12 protein-coding genes are annotated in these 13,724 nt (G+C 57.9%); 5 read left to right on the top strand and 7 right to left on the bottom strand.

Annotated features, from left to right (window positions below; translation table 11 throughout):
- Window positions 1–66 precede the first annotated feature (66 nt).
- A complete protein-coding gene (locus tag FHT75_RS32500; protein WP_097623582.1) occupies window positions 67–1,011 on the top strand; it encodes a restriction endonuclease in 945 nt (314 codons plus the stop codon).
- A gap of 842 nt (window positions 1,012–1,853) precedes the next feature.
- Window positions 1,854–2,771: a recombinase family protein gene (locus tag FHT75_RS32495; RefSeq protein ID WP_028758541.1), complete on the top strand. Its 918-nt coding sequence runs from the start codon at window positions 1,854–1,856 to the stop codon at window positions 2,769–2,771.
- Here FHT75_RS32495 and FHT75_RS32490 read toward each other — a convergent pair.
- The 4 genes from FHT75_RS32490 to FHT75_RS32475 all read right to left on the bottom strand — a co-directional run bounded on the left by FHT75_RS32490 (window position 2,758) and on the right by FHT75_RS32475 (window position 7,276).
- The gene (locus FHT75_RS32490; RefSeq protein WP_179877587.1) at window positions 2,758–3,819 is read right to left on the bottom strand and encodes a TniQ family protein; all 1,062 of its coding nucleotides are present in this window, start codon (window positions 3,817–3,819) and stop codon (window positions 2,758–2,760) included. The genes FHT75_RS32495 and FHT75_RS32490 overlap by 14 nt on opposite strands.
- Window positions 3,820–3,824: 5 nt before the next feature.
- Window positions 3,825–4,742, bottom strand: coding sequence for a TniB family NTP-binding protein (locus tag FHT75_RS32485; RefSeq protein WP_179877588.1), 918 nt, complete (start codon window positions 4,740–4,742; stop codon window positions 3,825–3,827).
- Window positions 4,739–6,376, bottom strand: coding sequence for a Mu transposase C-terminal domain-containing protein (locus tag FHT75_RS32480; protein ID WP_028758538.1), 1,638 nt, complete (start codon window positions 6,374–6,376; stop codon window positions 4,739–4,741). Before FHT75_RS32480 ends, FHT75_RS32485 begins: the two co-directional genes overlap by 4 nt.
- 93 nt (window positions 6,377–6,469) lie before the next feature.
- Window positions 6,470–7,276, bottom strand: a complete 807-nt coding sequence (locus FHT75_RS32475; RefSeq protein ID WP_028758537.1) for a sulfite exporter TauE/SafE family protein — start codon at window positions 7,274–7,276, stop codon at window positions 6,470–6,472.
- Window positions 7,277–7,520: 244 nt separating this feature from the next.
- On the opposite strand from FHT75_RS32475, the gene FHT75_RS32470 reads away from it, so the two are divergent.
- Together FHT75_RS32470 and FHT75_RS32465 are read left to right on the top strand one after the other, a co-directional pair.
- Entirely contained in the window at window positions 7,521–8,477 is a 957-nt protein-coding gene (locus tag FHT75_RS32470; RefSeq protein ID WP_097623585.1) for a hypothetical protein, read from the top strand.
- The gene (locus tag FHT75_RS32465) at window positions 8,470–9,612 is read left to right on the top strand and encodes a tyrosine-type recombinase/integrase (RefSeq protein ID WP_097623586.1); all 1,143 of its coding nucleotides are present in this window, start codon (window positions 8,470–8,472) and stop codon (window positions 9,610–9,612) included. The genes FHT75_RS32470 and FHT75_RS32465 overlap by 8 nt, the downstream gene beginning before the upstream one ends.
- Window position 9,613: 1 nt before the next feature.
- Here FHT75_RS32465 and FHT75_RS32460 read toward each other — a convergent pair whose 3' ends face one another.
- Window positions 9,614–10,711, bottom strand: a complete 1,098-nt coding sequence (locus FHT75_RS32460) for a hypothetical protein (RefSeq protein WP_097623587.1) — start codon at window positions 10,709–10,711, stop codon at window positions 9,614–9,616.
- Between the two features lie 13 nt (window positions 10,712–10,724).
- Between FHT75_RS32460 and FHT75_RS32455 the strand changes: the two genes are divergently transcribed.
- Complete coding sequence (locus tag FHT75_RS32455) at window positions 10,725–11,612, top strand: DUF2971 domain-containing protein (RefSeq protein WP_143541160.1); 888 nt, start codon at window positions 10,725–10,727, stop codon at window positions 11,610–11,612.
- Between the two features lie 7 nt (window positions 11,613–11,619).
- Here the strand turns inward: FHT75_RS32455 and FHT75_RS32450 are convergent, their stop codons facing one another.
- On the bottom strand, window positions 11,620–12,282 hold the full coding sequence (locus FHT75_RS32450) for a hypothetical protein (protein ID WP_097623589.1): 663 nt from the start codon (window positions 12,280–12,282) through the stop codon (window positions 11,620–11,622).
- Between the two features lie 131 nt (window positions 12,283–12,413).
- Window positions 12,414–13,631, bottom strand: a complete 1,218-nt coding sequence (gene repC / locus FHT75_RS32445) for a plasmid replication protein RepC (RefSeq protein WP_097623590.1) — start codon at window positions 13,629–13,631, stop codon at window positions 12,414–12,416.
- Between the last annotated feature and the right edge of the window lie 93 nt (window positions 13,632–13,724).

Below are 13,724 nucleotides of genomic sequence, written 5' to 3'. Positions count from 1 at the left end.
GTTACCTTAATCGCGCCTAACCCTCTTTGGCTGTGGCGTTGAGAGAAAAAACTATTGAGGAATGCAATGCCAGTACTGGATTTCAAGGAAATACCCGAAGCTCACGTGGCGACCGGCCGTCAGGATACCTTCGAGCTGTTCGCCCGTGATTTCTTCAAGCTACTTGGCTATGAGATCGCCGCGGACCCGGATCGCGGAGCCGATGGCGGCAGCGACATTAAGCTGATCGAGCGCCGCGTGGGAGTCGGCGGAGAGACGATTGTTCGTTGGCTCGTCAGCTGCAAACACAAGGTTTCCAGCGCGAAGTCCGTCTCGACAACTGACGACAGCAATATCGGCGACCGAGTCAAGGCGAACGGATGCGACGGTTTTATCGGGTTCTACTCGACTTTGGCCAGTTCGGGGCTGAGTACTATAGTGTCAGGGCTGGGAATACCGTTTCACATTTTCGACCGAGAAAAAATCGAGGGGCATCTGCTCCATTCGTCACGCGGCCTGGAGTTGGCTAAACGTTACTTTCCCCAGTCCATCAAAATCTGGAGCAACGACAATCCGACGCCTGCCCAATTATTTAGAGAGCAGCCAAATTTGCCATGCGAGATTTGTGGGACCAATCTTCTGGTGAAACCGGGCAAGGGGATCGTTTCGCTGTGGCAAAAGATGCGTGAGACCCCTCAGCAAACAAGCGCGTTCGAGCAAATCCACTTCACATGCTTCGGCCATTGCGACGACGTCGTGAAGACACGCCTCCGCGGCAGCAAGCTCATAGATGGATGGGAGGACATCCAGGATATTTCAATACCAACCGTCTACATCCGTTGGATCATGTCCGTTCTAAACGAGATGCGCTCGGGTGTAACCTACTCGGACGATGCGTTTGATCATTTGAGGGAATTGCTGCTTCAGCTGTTTCCATATGTTGCACGCCATCCCACTCAAAAGGAAAGCGAACGCCTCCGCGAACTTGCTACTATCCCGGCCTGGATGGGTGGATTGGGCTATTCGGATTGAAAATAAGCCACCTCGCTGTGCCGCCCCTCGCCGGGATCGTTCTGTCGATGGGCAAATGAACTGAGCACCACAGCCGGCCGCACCAATGATCATTGCCATGTGGCCAGCGCCGCGATGGTTGGCGATCTCTAGTGGCGTCACTCTGAAGCAGGACCCTTACCGCCCCCAGCCCCGATTGTGTTACGACTGAGTTTTTCTGAAATGCGAACCAGACAGGTACGCGAAAAATGAATTGCATCCAGACTATGACCGTCAATTGAACTGCATCTCACAGTGTAGAGATGGCAACTGTCCTGATGATCATTTTATTAACCATATGAATTAACTTCATTCTTTCCCCAAACGGAAGCGAATATAGCTCCAACTTCCGTCATTCATTACGGCAGGCGCGCCGATCTATAACCATCGATAAGTAATGCTTATCGATGGTAGATTGATTTCAGGGCGCAAATCACCCTGTCGGTCGTCCTGGATCAGCGGAAATGCCCGGTTTTCCGGGCTTCTAGGGCGATTTCGCCCGAGATGAACGGACTCCCCGAAGCAGAATTCGACGGTCGCTGGCGGCGCACATGGCCCTCCTCTTCTGCGGAGTTGAGTTTCCCGCGCCTCGCAGCAGACTCTTGCTTCCACAGCAGTCCCCGAAACCCCGCGTTTCCGGCATTTCCGCCCCAGACGCCCGCTGGCGCGCGTTTGCCTATGTGGACGCTCCGTGGCTCGCCCGCGGTAGTGTTTCGAGTCTGGCGGGCGCCTATTCAATGCTTAAAACACGCTTGCAACTGTTCATTTTCTCACGCATGTTTTATCTGTACAAACTACCTCGAAACGAGCCGCTGAAAAGCCGGATGGCAAAGAGACAAACAGTTAAAGTCCCCCAACTTCCGAAGCGGCTCATCGGCTACGCCCGTGTCTCGACAGACGATCAGCTCCACGACGCCCAGATGGATGAGCTGCGCGCCGCCGGCTGCGATCGAATCTTCCAAGAACACGGCTCGGGCGCATCACGGGCTCGGCCGGTTCTCACCAGGTTGCTCGGGGAGCTCACAGCCGGCGACGTTCTTGTCGTCGTCCGCCTCGATCGGCTGGCCAGATCCGTGAGCCATCTGCTGCAGGTCATCGAGGACCTCGAAGAGCGCGGCGTCCATTTTCGATCGATCCGAGATCCGATCGATACCTCGACGCCGCAAGGCATGTTTTCCCTCCAGGTCCTCGGTGCTGTTGCGCAGCTCGAACGCGCGTTGATCGCAGAGCGAACCAAGGCCGGCATCAAGGCGGCAAAGGCGCGAGGAAAGCTTCCTGGAAATCCCGGCCTTCGAGAACGTCGGCCGGAGGCAATCAAGGCGGTTTCGAAAGCACGCGAGAAATTGTATCTCGACGAACTCATTGCCTCCGCGCAAACATGGCTGCCGACGGTGCGGCAGCTCCGGCCTCAACACAGCTGGGACAATGTCGTGCGGGTTCTCAACCGCCGCGGCCACGATTGGACCGTTGAGCGTCTCCGGCGCGCCGTTCATCGTATGGTCCGCGAAAAGCTCGCTGAGAAAGAACTCCTGGCCCGGTCCCCTCGCCGTGCCCCTGAGGACCATTTGATGAAGCTGGTGGCGGCGATCGCCATTGCCGATCCCGATCTATCGCTGCGAGACATCGCCGCTCAACTGGACCAGATGGGAGAACGGCCTGCGCGAGGCGGCAAGAAATGGCAGCCATCCTCCGTCCGGGATCTGCTGGACGAAGCGCACCGGTTTGGCCTTATCCGCCGCTGAGGGCACGGTTCATCAGGCGACCGATCGCGCGGTTCTTTTTCCTGCGGTCGTTCGCCGGCGTTGTCTTCCAGGCTTGGCTATTGAGGATCTGCAGCGCCAGGCGATGGTAATCGCCATCGCTCCGCAGTTTCAGCTCAGCGCTTTCAACCTGAGCCGCGGCCGCCGGTTCTTCCGGCGCCTGCTGGCCCTCCCCTTCCCTGAACCTCCTGAAGGCTTCATGCAGGAAGGGCGGGACAGTTCCGACCGCACAAGGCTCGAGCAGGCCTGTGAGCTCAGCCATGGCTTCGATGGAAACGGCCCGCCAGGCGAGAGGCAGCGTGGATAGCGGCGCGTGTGCCCTTGGTGATGGCGGCAGCCTCCCATACGGGAGCGAAATCCCAAGGTAGCTGATATAGGGCGATCCGTGCGGTTGTGCGGCCCAGAGAAAGCGGCAAGCGGCCATCACCTGATCGAGCTGCACTCCCTTTCCGTCGATCGCGCGACCAATTGCCGACATCGATTCCAGCATCCTGCTCTGTCGTGGCTGCCGTCGCCCTCGTTCCGAGATCACCGCCGCACACCAGGGACAGACCAACCTGGCGCCTTCCGACAGAAACTGAAACTGGAATAGACCGCCTCGAAAACAACGCTGACAGGCGCTCTGCAGGCCAACTCCATGCTTGAGGCACGCGACCGCTTCCACATGCGCCCAACTTCGCCGGCAATAATGATCGCCGCCGTTTTCGGCATCCTCGTCCAAGCAAACCGCGCAAACCCCTCTTTGCAGCGGATCCCTGAGATAGCAGTCTTCAGGCCTGTCGAGATTGGATAGCGCCAGCCGCTGGAGATCGCGTTCCTTGAGCCGGCAGGCACGCGCCCAGCGCCACGTCATGTCTTGATCTGGCCGGAAATCCCGGGCCTCAAAGCTATCTTGCATTGAGACCGCCCGCCCGCCTAGCCATGCCAGGATTTTTGGTGGCGTGCTGGAATAGCGGGAGACGATGCGGCACTGCCAGGATGTAAGTAGCTCGTCCTTACAGGGACGGGGCGCGACCGGAAGCAGCCGCACGTGTCTCACCGAGCCACCTGTCGCCTAAGTTGGCGCTCCGCATGCTGTGTCATGGCGACCAGAGGCAAGACCAGATCCTCGCCTTCGAAGCTTTCGAGGGTCATTGCTTCTTTGCCGCTGCGGACCGCCTCTGCCGCTGCAGTCTCGATCAACCGAAATATCCGCACCGTGACGCCGTCCGTGAGTTCGAGAATACGCCGACGAACCGGTGCAGACCCGAGATCCGATGGGCGCCTTAGCGGAAGGATAGTGCCCAGGCTCGCCAGGAGTTGCGCAAGATGCTGGTCATTGACCCACCTCTTTAAGTGAAACGTCTCGAACCGCTCTGCCAGTTGCGGATCCGTCAACAGCGCCTGCCGCGCAAGGTCCGTTCCTGCACAGATCAGCGGCACCTTCAAATCGTTCGCGAGGAACCTGATGACATTGAGGAAGATCCGCTGCTGCCGGTAGGTGCCGGTCAGCATCGCGTGGATCTCGTCGATGATCAGCATACGGACGCTCATGCTGCGCATCAGGTTGCGGCAGGTCGCCTTCAGCCGAAAGGTGGCGTCGCCCATCGGCCCAGGTGCGTTCATTGCATTGAGAAGTTCGCCATAGACGTCACGCTCTACCGGTTCCGCAGGCATTTGCATCGCCACCACCGGCATGGTGGTCAAACCAGTGCCGCGATCGAAAGTCGGTGTGTGATCGCGAAGGAACTTGCGGATGATCTTGGTCTTGCCCATGCCGGTATCGCCATAGAGCAGCAGGCATGGCATTCGGTCCCGCGGCGGGTATGTGAGCAGGTCGTTCAACCTCGCAAGTGCCAGATGTGCATTCGCCGTTTCCAGCCACCGATCGGCGCGGATCCAGGCGATCCGCTCATCGGCCGTGAGGTCCGCATATTGCCTGTACGCCGGTTGCAGGTGGAAGTATCCCGTCATGACCACTCCTCGACGCTAAGCGGAGGCAGGTCCGCAAAGTGCTTGTCGTCCTCAGTCTCAGGCGCAGGGACGGAAGAATGCCCCTCCAGCGCCAGCGCGCGGAAGCGCTTTTCCTCACTCCGTCGCATGCTGCGGGTCTGCCGGCCCGCCAGTTCGACGATCCGTCTCTGCCCGTCGATGGTCTTGAAGATCAGGTCGGCATTGACGGAGCGCACGCCACGCTGTCTCAATGACGCCAGTGCCTGCCGATGCTCGCCGAGCGTGATGCGGGGCCAGCCGAGGTTCGCAAAGCGAATTGGCCAGGTCGATCCGTCGGGCGCTTCGACGTACACCGTGGAGAGGTCGCGAGGATCATATCGCACTCGTATCTTGCATGGTCCGCCTGCCTGGGGACTAAGGACGTCATCCCAATATCGCAGGCCGAATAGATGGACGCCGTCCCTTCGGACGTTTCGCTCCTCGAATGGCAGAAAGTCGATGAGGAAACGGTGTTCGTCATAGGGTAGCCGTCGGGGATGTGGGCGTGCAGCGACAGCATCCCGCCAGGCGTTATTTGGAGGTAGTCGCAGCGTGCGGTGGATGTCGGCGTGATATCGGCCGACGATCTGCAAGGCCAACCAACGCTCAAGCTCGTCGAGCGTCATGACGGCGTGCCTCTGTGCGTCGTAGTCCCCGCGGCTACCGATATCGCTGGATGTAGATCCCGGCAGGAGATGCACGGCGCCCATCATCGTTCCGATCAGCCGTTCGATATGGCCACCGTAGTGAGGACGTGCGACGGGACGATACTGGAGGTCTATGCCGTGTTCTGCAGCGCCCCGCACCAGCGCTTTGCCATGAAACTCCCGGCCGTTGTCCAGGTGGATGACGTCAGGCAATCCGAAGACAGGCCATTCCGCTCCAATCCCGCGCGATGCAAGCCAGCTATCCTTCGGTAAGACAAGGTGCTGGATCGCCAAGGCGACCGAGGTCGACGACGGGCTTTCCAGACTGAGATAAAACCCGGTCACCACCCGGCTTGCCACATCAATTGCCATCGTCAACCACGGTCGCTGAAGCGGTTGCCGGCTGACCGCATCAACGATGAAGAGATCGACAAGGGTGTGATCGATCTGAACGACCTGGAGTGCGTATTCGGCCGAGTATTCACCGACCACTGGCGCGAATTGCTGTCGGGCCGCCTTCGCACCCTCTCGCAACTTCATCAGTCGCCGTTGGTCGCTCTGATCCACTCGCGCTTTGACTGCCTTCCAGGACGGAGGGCGCAGATCCCGCTGGTAGCAGGCTCTGAGAACGTGATCGTGAACCGCGCTGACGGTCGGACGTTCGCGAGCGCAATAAATTGCCTCAATGGCAAGCCTGACCAGGTCCTCCTGATCGGCGGAGAGCAGCCGCCTCCCCTTCTCTGGCCCAGGTATTTCGTCGAGGAGCGAACTGGTGACAGGCTTTTTGCGAAACTTGGCGACGAGTTCATAGAGCCGTGTGCGCTTCACTCCGAGTTGTCGGCAGGCCGAAGCGACATTGTTGCGCGATATTCGCCTTGCAGCGATCAAAGGCCTTATGACGGCCTCGCGTGCCACGGCCTTTTGCCAGGCCGGGTCACCCGCGGTCAGCTTATCTGGTCCGTCCGTCATCGAAGACCTCCTCGTTCCTGGCTAAGGCGCGAAGGGAATTCCCAGCTCAGAGCTATGGTGACCGTTGATCGTTACAGATCGACGACAGAGGCGTCACTTATGTCGCCAGACCTTCACGGCCGAGAGCAGGAGGATGACAGCGAGAAGCGGCAGCAGCACATAGCTCGGAATGACGCCTAGCAACTGACCGCCGACGAACGTGCCGACGATCGAGCCCGCCGCCATCAGCAGCACGAAGGTGCCGTTGCGGCGGATGGTCGAAAAGCTCTGGTCCTGACTGTATCGCGCGAACCCAACCAGCATCGTCGGCAGGCTCACCGCAAGCGACAGGCTGCCAGCAAGCTTGATGTCGGCGCCAAATAGGAGGACCAGGGTCGGAATCAGCAGCTCGCCGCCAGCGACGCCAAGGAGGGCCGCAACAATGCCGATGATGAAGCCGGCAATGATGCCGGCGACGATCTGCAGGCCGCCGGTGACCAGCGGCTGGCCTGCAGCAGCCTCGTGACCGACCATCAGCACGACGGCAATCGCCACCAGCATGATCGCGATCACGCGATAGAGGGTCTCTGAGCGCAGTCGGGTAGCCCACCCTGCTCCGAACCAGGCGCCGATCAGGCTGCCGGCCAGGAGGTTGACGATAATGGGCCAGTGCGCAAGCACGTCGGCGCACGGAACGGCGGCCGTGCGAAACGGCAGCGCTGTGGCGACGACGACTAGGCTCATCGCCTTGTTGAGGATGACCGCCTCAAGCCCGGGAAAGCCAAACAGGCTGATGAGAAGCGGTAGTCGGAACTCCGCTCCGCCAAGACCGATCAGACCGCCGAGAGCACCGATGACACCGCCGCCGAGAAAGGCGGCCGGCTTGCTATGCGCAAGTGTCGTGGTGGCAGTGTCTGTCATGATCGATATATTTCTCCGAATATTCCGTTGGTTTTATGCTGACAAACACATCGAGCTGCAAGTGGCGTGACCACGCCGGCGCTACCCTTGCGGCAAACCTAGCGAAAAATCCGCTGAACTTGGCAACGTCCACCGATCTTCGCCCGTGCCAAATCGTTAAAAAACAGTTAATTGCAGTCCGTTTATCCTCAACGGCTGACAAATGAGATTAGCCATCGATGTGATCCAATGGGCTGAAAGTTAGATGCCAAAGCAGCCGACAAATCTGCGCCAACGCGCAATATTCGTACCTCACGCCAGGCTACCATGGCGCGACGGGATCGCGGCTGTCGTCAATCCGGACAATATGGTGATAAAGGCGCAGACGCCTGAGGAAGCTTGGATCGAGGAAGCGACTTCCAAAATTGGCGAATGGCGATCGCTGACCAGAAGCGTCTATCTGCGTTGGGCCATCACAATCAATGCCAGTGAGCTGGCGCAGCGGCGCTACGAGGAGCTTCCGGAGGACCAAGCTCTCCGTACGGACGCTATGCGGATTGTCAACGGCGATCCCACGCGCGTGACTCTTTCTCTTTGGCCAGCACGTGAGGCGGCCGAACATTATCAGACCACCACACCATTGATTGCGGCTTACGGCGTTTCCGATTTGTTTGGAGCGCTTGAGGACATCATCTTCGATCTCTACGAGATCGTCCTTCGGCACAATCCGCAACCGCTGATGCAAGGCCCGGATTTTCGAGAACTCAGGCGGCTCTGGCATAACCGTGCCAACAATGCCGATAGCGAGGCCGCATGGCGAACAGCATGGCTTGAGCGATACAACAACTGGCGGCGAAAGCGTGCCTATGACGGTCTAGGAAACGTCTTGATCGCATTATACCAGCATGCCGGCCTCCAGCGTCCAAGCAATTTCAAACAGACGGATGTTTCGGACTGGGCGCGCACCCTGGAGATGATAGCCGAGCTTCGCAATCTCATTATCCATGGTGCGGCAGCCGTTTCGCAGCGTCTAGCGGAGCTAAGCAACACCCAGAACTCGTTGACCTTCGATTTTATTGCTGATGCAGACCTCGACGTAAAACTGCACCACTTGCAGTCTGTCGAATGTTTTAGTGATCAACTGCTAAATGCCTTCAATATGTCTCTTGTCGAGAAAGCGGTCGGGCGTCTCGATCGCAAGGGGCGGCGCGGGGATGGTTAGCAAGAACGATGGTGTTCCGAGGAGAGCGGCGAAGCTTGATGAGTTCGCTGCTGTCCTGCCAATGGATCGACGCGATCGACTCGCGGAAATTCTAACAGATCAGGATGTTGAAACCCTCCGCCATCTTGTCAGGGAGGGCATGGGCGAAAATACGCTCATGTCGCTCGCCTCCGACCTCGCCTATCTCGAAACCTGGTCGCTGGCAGCGACCGACACCCCCCTCCCCTGGCCGGCGCCCGAGGCGCTGCTGCTGAAATTCGTTGCCCATCATCTTTGGGATCCGCGGCGCCGCGAGCTCGATCCGGAGCACGGAATGCCTGTCGAGGTCGACCAGGTTCTACGTCGCGAGGGTGTACTAAAATCTCCTGGGCCACACGCGCCAAGCACGGTGCGCCGGCGGCTGGCCAGCTGGTCGACGCTGACAAAATGGCGTGGGCTCGAGGGCGCGTTCGCCTCGCCTGCCCTCAAGTCGGCGATCCGGCTCGCTGTCCGCGCCGTGCCGCGGCAACGCCGCCGCAAAAGCGCCAAGGCCGTCACCGGCGAAGTGCTTTCAAAACTGCTGGCGACCTGTGAGAGCGACAATCTTCGCGACCTGCGTGATCGAGCGATTCTGATGGTTGCCTTTGCCTCCGGCGGCCGCCGCCGCAGCGAAGTCGCCGGTTTACGAACGGAGCAATTCACCGTCGAACCGCCAGTGATTGCCGAGGACAATACACCCCTCCCCTCGCTGTCGATCCACCTCGGCCGCACCAAGACAAGCGGCGCAGGTGAGGACGAAGTGGTCTATCTCACCGGCCAGCCGATAGAGGCGCTGAACGCCTGGCTGCAGGCCGCGAAGATCGACGGTGGCAGTGTGTTTCGGGCGATCGATCGCTGGGGCAACGTTTCGAAGCGGGCGCTCGATCCGCAGGCCGTCAATGCGATCCTCAAGCAGCGGGTGGCGATGGCGGGGTTGAAGGTGGGGGAGTTTTCTGCGCATGGGCTGCGGTCCGGCTATCTCACAGAGGCCGCTATGAGGAACATCCCTCTCCTCGAAGCGATGGACCAATCCCGTCATCGTTCGGTGCAGCAGGCCTCCAGCTACTATAACGGAGTAACCCGGCGGGGGAGCCGAGCGTCTCGACTTCTGCCGTGAGCTAGATTCGTCCGCCGTTGAATACTATCTCCGACACCGTGTCGGGATCCTCAATTTCCAGCTCCCAGTTAACCGCAGCAGTAGCGGCGACAAGATTGAAATCAATGGAACTGGTATCGAGCTCGGGGGTATGATGCGGTTGAACGAGACCTGCGTCTTCGGAAATATCGAGGATGTTTTCGAATGCAGTTTGGCTAGTTCCAAGAGCGACGATATGCGTGATTTCCTCTTGAACGAGAGCGTCAATGGCGGCGCGCAGTGACACCTCCGTAAGGTAGCTCAGTTGTTCGGCGTCCTGCGACGATGAGCGGAGGATATAGGAGGCCAGATCGCAGCAATCGTTGGTGAGGTCCACATCCAACGCGTCTTCACCGTGCGCGAGAATGTGGCGAATGTCTTTGACAATCGGCGACGCCGGCTGGGCGATAACTCGTTTGAAGTCGTTATTATAGAACAGGTAGCTGCAATGGCATCCAATCCTAGCAAGCCGCGCTAGCCTTCGAAGCTGGTTTCCCCCGTCATTCTCGTCGCGTCTGTCGTATCCGCGCCTAATATCGACAGCTGCAGCATTCGCTCGTTTCGCCTGGAAGCAGTAAACAATATATCCTGGATTGCCTGCGGCATCGTTCATACCAAGTAGGAACGCGATATCTCCGCCAGTTCTAAGCTCCCTCCCCCGAACATTTAGATCAGCTGCGAATATACCGGGAATTTGTTGGTTTTGCTCCGCGGAGTTTTTGCTGTCCTCCAGCCACCAAACGGCGTCTTCCACTCGGCGTTTGAGCAGTGCTGTCAGGCCATCTTCGTGACAAGGGATGAGACAATCTCTCACAGCAAAATTTGATTGTGCTAGCGAAAAGACAGCAAAGAAGAACGCAATTGGGCCAACAGGACTAAAATTGGTCAAGCCGTTTAGAATCCTTAAGAACTCTCTGTGTTCCCAATTCTCACCGTCTTCGGCGCCGATGCATTCAAAGGGTTGGCTGCCGTAGTCCCGCAATATTTCACGCGACGTTGCAAAGACGTTGGGGTAGCGGACAGCGGTCGCGACAAACGTTGCAACACGGTTATCATTCAAAAGCTCTTCTGGCACTTTCAATGCATTTGCTCCAGTGGAATTGCTCGACTTTCATTCGCAGCTGCGACTATGTTCCACCCGACGCAGCCTGTGGCTTCGCTCAAAAAATGGCCTTAAAACGATGATCCTCTATAAGTACATGCCGTTCACGATCGGTGAATCCGTTGTCCGGAATAATACGATTCTGTTTAGTCAGCCTCGTCACTTCAACGACCCTTTTGATATGCCGGCATATCCCGATGAAGCGACTGCGGATCCACTATCCGCCATATTCGCAGGTCTTCGTACCATGGTGAAAAATCAGGCTTGGGCAGACAATAGCGGAATCCTCTCATTGACCCGCACTCCCGTGAACGCCTTGATGTGGGCTCACTACGCCGAGCAGCACCATGGAATCGTCATCGGCATAGATGTAGCTACAGCTTGCCTCACCGATGAAACGTCAAATTTCATACCGGCCCAATTCGGCAGCGTCATTTATGCCTCCCGACGTGAAACGTCGGATTTTGCCACCCGTCCGTCGACCGGCATAGCGGTGGGTGCGACACATCACTTTCCGGTTGACCATTACGAGAAGCTACAACGTGTCTTTCTGCGCAAGCCGCTCTATTGGGCCTATGAGGAAGAAGTCCGCGTGGTGAAATGCCTCAAAGGAATTTCCGGTGCATTGGCGGCAACACCGAGCGGCTCGTTCGAACTTTCAAGCACTTCCGCGCGCGACTTGCATCTCTACAAACTGCCCGAGGGATCAATTAGGGAACTCTACATCGGAATCCGCGCTGACACTGAAAGAGCCGAGCACCTTGTTATGGAAGCGCGAGTCAGACACCCTCACCTCGCTGCCTTCGAATGCACTCTAGACAACAATGCTTTGGCTGTTGGCTTTGAGGAATACAAATCGATAAGCGAAAATCGAGACTGACCCTCCGTCACCTATGGCGCCGTCCACCTTGAATCGGGTTGGGGCATAAGGCAAAGAGTTCGCGACGCACGGCCGCAACATCGGTTGGCTCAAGGTCCAACATCCCAAAAAATTTACGACCAAACCCACTGAAGGAAGTGCCAATCATTTTCCCCTCAGAGCCGTCCTTCAGGACGAAGCGATCATGGAGAAGGTTCGTGCTGAAATGTCGAACATTGCGGCCTTCCTTCAAGGCGTTGAGGACGACCGGGCGCACAGCACTCTGATAGCTGTTGGTGTAGAGATCAAGCTGTTTTGCCGAAGCCGGGATCAGCTTCGCCAAAGCTTGCGCGTAATCCTCGACACTCTGGTATAGATCTGAGCGCGAAAACTTCAAGAGATAGGGGTCGCAGATGATGACGTCCTGCGCTCCCCTGAGCCAATTCCGCAAGTGCGCCAACCCGTCTACAGCCTCTTCCGCCCCTGCGCGGACGATCATGTGGATGTAGTTGCCATCCGGCGGGGCGGTGTCTGTTCTGGAAGCGTACGCCTTCAGCCTCTCACATAAAAAAACAAGCGTCGCCTCGAATTCCCGAGACGTCAGAATGCGCGGTCCCGGCGTGCCGCTCCTGATCTGCGCAAGACAAGCCTCGAACAATCTCAAGCAAGAGGATCGCAGCTCTTCATCCATCTCGAAAATCGCCTCTCCGCAACTAAATACAATTATTTCAAGGTATTATCCTGTAGTCAGCTGACTACGAGCCGTACTCAGAGCGTCTCGTCTGATATCGATAGGTTTTCAAGCGAACCTCGCGCGCTGCCTCAGCCCGTTGCCAACGTTGCCTCGCCGCCCCGGGCTCGTAGGAGCGCCATCAGCATTGGCCCAAGCGAAAACTCGCCCCTCTTCGCCCGTGACGTCAGGTCGCGAAGATAACCTCCAGCCGAGGTGATATGTCCTGCCCGCTCCAATATCGCGGCCATCGCAGCTGCAGCGTTTTCGGGGCCCATCGCCTCGCACGCATCTTGGTACGCCGAGGGGCTCACTCCCAACATCGATCGGACCACGACCGCGGCCGTCATGAGCTCCCGCCAGCTCGCGATCGCCCCTCCTGGACCGTATGCAGAGATTTCTGGGCAGGCCCTCAGCACCATCCCGATTGGGAAGGCCTTTATCGGCTCGGCACTTCGTTCATCAAATTTACTCGACTTTGCCCCCTGCTCTTTTTCAGAGCTAGGTTCAGGTTCATTGATAGATTCGGTATTTGAATTCTGTATGTGCTGACGGGATCCGCTATCATTGGTGTCGGATTCTTCGAGATTGATGTGGCTTTCCAACAAATTAATCACCTCTTCTCTCAATAGTTCCAACTCATCGAGGATCGATGTCAACTCTTCCTGTGTCTTTGCCCGCCGAAGGCTCGCCATCACGACAATATAAACGTTCTCAACTTTCCCCCAATTGCCAGGAACACCGTCTTCCACAGCGGCGGAGATCAGCTTTCGCACGTCTCTTCGGGCGATCGTAATCCGCTCTTTGGCGATTTTCAGATGCCGATTGGCTTCCACGACGCGCTGAGCCAGGAGCGCAAGTTCCTCCGAGCGAGCAAGGAGGGGTGCGAGACTGAAGCCGTACGCGGTCTCGATGGAGCCATCCGAGTCCTTGCGGGCGTAACGCTTGCCGTTGGGGCTGTCGTTTCGCTGAACAAGCCCAGCCTCGACCAAGACAGCCAAGTTCTCCCGAAGCGTCGTGCCGGCTATCCCGTTTGCCCGCGCAATGAGCTGGGCGTTTGAGGGAAACACAATGAGGTTCGCGTCCTCCTTGAGTTCCGTCTCGGGGTAAAACGACAGCAGTGCGTTCAAGACCGCGAGCGCGCGATCGCGCAAGCCCAAAAGAGAACGAGCATCGCAGGCATCGCGATAGACCTTCCATTTGTCGACTGACTTGCCCTGCTTGATGTCAGCCGCTTTAAACTGCGTTTTTACCAAGGCAAGCGTCATCGGCCGCCGCCCAAAGGGCGTCGTCACACTTCCAATCTGCATCTTCCTTCACCTTCCAATAGGCAAAAGAAATCCGCTCACCAAAACGGTGCCAAAGACTCTTGACTGCGATTCATGGAAATGCGATTCTCAGGC

It is taken from the genome of Rhizobium sp. BK112 (assembly GCF_014193215.1).
In the GTDB taxonomy this organism is placed as follows: domain Bacteria; phylum Pseudomonadota; class Alphaproteobacteria; order Rhizobiales; family Rhizobiaceae; genus Rhizobium; species Rhizobium anhuiense.
The sequence above is the reverse complement of the archived record's forward strand: the minus strand, read 5'-3'. Positions and strand labels throughout refer to the sequence as shown.